This window comes from Sideroxydans sp., from assembly GCF_054604835.1.
In genome coordinates, this window is record NZ_JBTSFG010000021.1 from 1 (window position 1) to 4114 (window position 4114).

Below are 4114 nucleotides of genomic sequence, written 5' to 3' on the forward strand. Positions count from 1 at the left end.
GCAAGAAATGGACGATGCCAATCCGGGATTGGAAGGCGGCGCTAAACCGGTTTTCTATCCAGTTTGATGACAGGATGCCGCAGCAGTAATGGAATCCCGTTTACACAAAATTCTGGACACCCTCCAACTGCTTGGAAGCGACCATCAATCGGCAATAATCAGACGAGCACTTCCAAACCGTGCTTTTCAACCACACTCAGTAACCGAAGCGCCATTCCGCTTGGGCGCTTCTGGCCAGTTTCCCACTTTTGGACTGTGGACTCGCTGGTATTCAAGTAGCGCGCAAATACGGGCTGGCTGACGTGAGCATGCTCACGAATGCGTTTGATGTCCTTGGCATTGAATTCCGGGACCGAATCCAGGCAGAGCGCGTCGTATTCACGCAGCGTTGTTTTGGTGATTGCGCCCGCACGGTGCAATCCTTGGGCTGCACTGTGGATGGCTGCGAAGGCATCGCTCTTGGGTTTTGCTGTAGTAGTTTTAGTCGTCATGGCATATCTCCAGTAATTCTTCGTCTCTCAACAGTGCGGCAATCTTGTCTTCCCCGGCACTTGCATAGTCTTTCGCCAATTTCTTGAAGGCTGTCAATTCATTTGGCGTAATGTTCTCTCGGTCCTTCTTCGCAAAGAGGTAGGCATATATCCAATGCTTACCAGCCTTGGCCAGAATGATCGATCGGTGCATGTTATCGTTCAGACGTTTCTTGAACACCCCACCACCAAGATCATCTGCCTGTCCTTGAATGACTTGCCGAATGGCTCGACACAGATCCCCATCGGATATCTTCGCCTTACGAGCTTCTTTGGCAAACCACGCCGTCTTGAATGCTCGAACTGTGATTGGAGACTTTTTGGTCATGGCAAATGGTAGCACCGAGTGCTACCATCATCAACCCCTTTTTCTGACCGTTTGGATAGCGGTCACACTGATGACCGCTATCCATTGCAGAATGGTCAAACTTCAGTCTGTTCCGCCATCTCCAGAGCATCGTCCACTTCGATGCCCAGATAGCGCACGGTGCTCTCAATCTTGGAATGTCCAAGAAGCAACTGGACTGCCCTCAAGTTCTTTGTCCGCTTGTAGATGAGTGTCGGCTTGGTTCGTCGCATGGTGTGTGTGCCATAACAGGTGGTGTCCAGCCCGATATGCTCAACCCACCTATGCACGATCCGCGCATATTGCCGTGTAGACAGATGATGTGAACTGCCGATGCGACTTTGAAATAGATAATCCTCCGGTTTCAGATTCGCAGTAGCTATCCACTTGAGCAGCGCATCTCTGGTTTGTTCGGTGATTTCGAACTGCACCGGTCTTTGGGTCTTCTGTTGCATGACGGTTGCCCGTGATGCAACATGCTCGCCGTGGGATATGTCTCGTACTTTCAGTTTAACGAGATCGCATGCGCGAAGCTTGCTGTCGATGGCCAAATTGAACAGTGCGAGATTGCGGGGTTTACTGCTCAATTGCAGCCAGACTCTGATCGCCCAGATATCTCTCAACCTGAGGGGTGCTTTCTGGCCGGTCAGTTTCCCTTTGTTCCAGGGCTCATGATGTTGAATTACGGTATTCGGTTCCATGATGATCTCCTTTTGAAGAAGGATCACCACTGTGCGCGTCTGGACGGATCGGAATCAAGATGGGATTGAATTCGAATGATTATCTGGCTGAGGGGAGTGAGGTATAGATACGGTCTATATATTCTTAGTAGTTGCCCGGTCGGGAATTTTGAAGCACGATGCCCCATAGAATGTTGACTTCGAATTCAAGAACAGTCGTTTGCCGTCCAGGAGTACACGGTTCGAGATCGGCCAGAAATAGTCGTATACATACGCTCGGCAGATTGGAGGAATAGGCGCTCATGAAAGAACTTATCAATGTTCGTCAAATACCAGGCGATGCAAAGAGACGTTGGTTTTCCTCAAGCGAATTTGATCTCATTGTTTGGCTATCTGATGACGAAACATTCCTTGGTTTTGAGCTGTGCTACGACAAAAATGCTAAAAAGCGATCATTAAGATGGAGTAATACGGCTGGATTTCAGCACATGGCGGTTGACGACGGAGAACAGATTCCTGGAAAGCATAAGGGAACCCCAATTTTAATTGCGGACGGGCTCTTCGATGCCAAACAAGTACATTCGGAATTTTCACAGGTGAGGCATTTTCTCCCCGATGAAATCGCCGAATATGTACTGAACGTTATAAGACAGTACCCAAAGGGTTTTACCGAAAGACCTGCGGCTGCTAATGGATGAGAATCTGAAGTTGGAACGACCGATTTGGCACAGGCAAAGACCGGCCAACAAGAGTCAGTAAGCTCCTTTTTCCAAATCAAACATCAGAAATATTTTGGCCGGTAAAGGCTTGGTTTTGATGGAAAACTGGTTGCAGTTAAATTTTGATAACGCACAACGTGGGTATATATGATGAAACGACTGATGCAAATACTTTCATGTTGTATTTCAATGCTATTTCTAATTGGTGCTAATGCCAATGATTCGATAGCTCGAGTGGGTGTTGGTGGCCTTGAACTTCTAACAACCGACAAGATTGAAATGCTTTCGGAAGTATTGGAGATATCGACATCGAAAATCAGGGTCACATATCGCTATCTAAATACAGGAAATGTGGGTATCAAGACAGTCGTTGCATTTCCGATGCCCGCCTTTGATTCAAGTAGACAATTGGACGGAACGAGAACGAATCAAAGACCACTGGACTCGTTTGAAGTATTTGTGAATGGCCTTCCAGTGAAGGTGAGCAAGAACAGAGCGTTCCTGATTGATAGTGTTGATGCAACGGATGAATTCCGAAAGATTGGACTATCCGATGACCAAATCTTTGATCCTATGTTTTCTTGCTTAAATGTATGGGATGAAAATGCCACGAGAGCTTGGAGTGATAACACACCTTGCAGGCACTCCCTTTCAGAAACTCAGAAGCAGGCAATAAAGAACAAAATAGAAGCTGGGGGCTATTGGCAAGTCAAAGAGACCGCCTATTGGGAACAAATGTTTCCAGCCAACAAGGAGATTGTAGTTGTACATGAATACAGCCCGTTTGTTGGTAGTGGATATGGGACTGGAGACCCTAAAGAATTTTGCATAGATAAGCCTACTAGTCGAGCTCTTGCAAAGCGTTCTCCAACAAATCCTGACTATCCAATCTCGCACGATGAAGTCGAATATATATTAGGCACAGGCCGCAACTGGAAGGGCCCAATACGGAACTTCAAGTTGCAAATTCACAAAAGTTTCCCTGGTCAAATTGTTTCTTTGTGCTTCCCTGGAAAGCCGAAGCGAATTGATTCAACCACTATTGAATTTACTCAGTTCAACTTTGTGCCTCAAGATGAAATTGCTGTCACATTCATCCCCAGATAATTTCTTGAAAAGAACGGGGCGGTATCTCGCTTGAATTGCGCTTACAAATGCGTCCGCTATGGGTTAAGCAAGCGACGGTCGATCACTATCAAGCACTTGGTTTTGAACGTCCGCTGTCAGGCATGAAGCGGACCACCCTTTAGAATTCTCAAGCAGCCTTCTCAGCAATTCCCCAGCGTCTCTTATGGCCGAACACCTGCCCCAGAAGGGCGAAATTAATGGTCAGAGATGTATCTGAATTGCACTTGAATTTAGGATGAATTGTTGGGTGAAGTAAGCCACCTCCGAACCTAACAATTTTGAGGAATTGCGGACCAAGGTCAGAATTGCGGACCAAAATGAGAAAGGCCAACATTGCTGTTGGCCTTATTTTATTTGGCTCCCCGACCTGGACTCGAACCAGGGACCTGCGGATTAACAGTCCGTTGTTTAGGTGGAAAGGACTGAATCTAGCGGTGTATTTGGCTATTTTAGTCGAGAAGGGTTGTAAATTAATTCAGCGTATATATAATGCGCGGCTCGCTGTTACGGCAGTGAGGTTAAGCGAGGCGGTAGCGTTTGGGTGTTAGATAACGTTCAAATCCTGCCCCCGCAACCAAACAGTTAAAGATTGCTGGTGCAAAATTAGGTTGACGGAAATAATTTAGTCTCTATAATGCGCACCTCTTCGCTGCCACGGTGGTGAAGGAAAGAAGAAAAAAGTTCTTTAAAAGTTAGAAAAAACAACCGATT

Annotated in this window: 5 protein-coding genes; 2 read left to right on the top strand and 3 right to left on the bottom strand. The window is 46.7% G+C overall.

Features of this window, described 5'->3' with window-relative positions; all coding sequences use genetic code 11:
* Nucleotides 1–158: 158 nt before the first annotated feature.
* The 3 genes from ACYCZ5_RS13885 to ACYCZ5_RS13895 form a co-directional block, all read right to left on the bottom strand.
* A complete protein-coding gene (locus ACYCZ5_RS13885) occupies nt 159–491 on the bottom strand; it encodes a helix-turn-helix domain-containing protein (RefSeq protein ID WP_461545398.1) in 333 nt (110 codons plus the stop codon).
* Nucleotides 481–858: a type II toxin-antitoxin system RelE/ParE family toxin gene (locus tag ACYCZ5_RS13890; RefSeq protein WP_461545399.1), complete on the bottom strand. Its 378-nt coding sequence runs from the start codon at nt 856–858 to the stop codon at nt 481–483. Before ACYCZ5_RS13890 ends, ACYCZ5_RS13885 begins: the two co-directional genes overlap by 11 nt.
* Before the next feature lie 95 nt (nt 859–953).
* Nucleotides 954–1577, bottom strand: coding sequence for a tyrosine-type recombinase/integrase (locus tag ACYCZ5_RS13895; RefSeq protein ID WP_461545400.1), 624 nt, complete (start codon nt 1575–1577; stop codon nt 954–956).
* A gap of 281 nt (nt 1578–1858) precedes the next feature.
* Here ACYCZ5_RS13895 and ACYCZ5_RS13900 point away from each other — a divergent pair, with 281 nt between their 5' ends.
* Nucleotides 1859–2254 carry a hypothetical protein gene (locus ACYCZ5_RS13900; protein WP_461545401.1) on the top strand — a complete coding sequence of 132 codons (396 nt, stop codon included), beginning with the start codon at nt 1859–1861 and terminating at the stop codon, nt 2252–2254.
* 168 nt (nt 2255–2422) lie between these two features.
* A complete protein-coding gene (locus ACYCZ5_RS13905) occupies nt 2423–3382 on the top strand; it encodes a DUF4424 family protein (protein ID WP_461545402.1) in 960 nt (319 codons plus the stop codon).
* Nucleotides 3383–4114: the final 732 nt, after the last annotated feature.

Coding starts and splice junctions, on each gene's coding strand:
- ACYCZ5_RS13885 (WP_461545398.1), bottom strand. CDS start 491: ATGACGACTAAAACTACTACAGCAAAACCCAAGAGCGATGCCTTCGCA.
- ACYCZ5_RS13890 (WP_461545399.1), bottom strand. CDS start 858: ATGACCAAAAAGTCTCCAATCACAGTTCGAGCATTCAAGACGGCGTGG.
- ACYCZ5_RS13895 (WP_461545400.1), bottom strand. CDS start 1,577: ATGGAACCGAATACCGTAATTCAACATCATGAGCCCTGGAACAAAGGG.
- ACYCZ5_RS13900 (WP_461545401.1), top strand. CDS start 1,859: ATGAAAGAACTTATCAATGTTCGTCAAATACCAGGCGATGCAAAGAGA.
- ACYCZ5_RS13905 (WP_461545402.1), top strand. CDS start 2,423: ATGATGAAACGACTGATGCAAATACTTTCATGTTGTATTTCAATGCTA.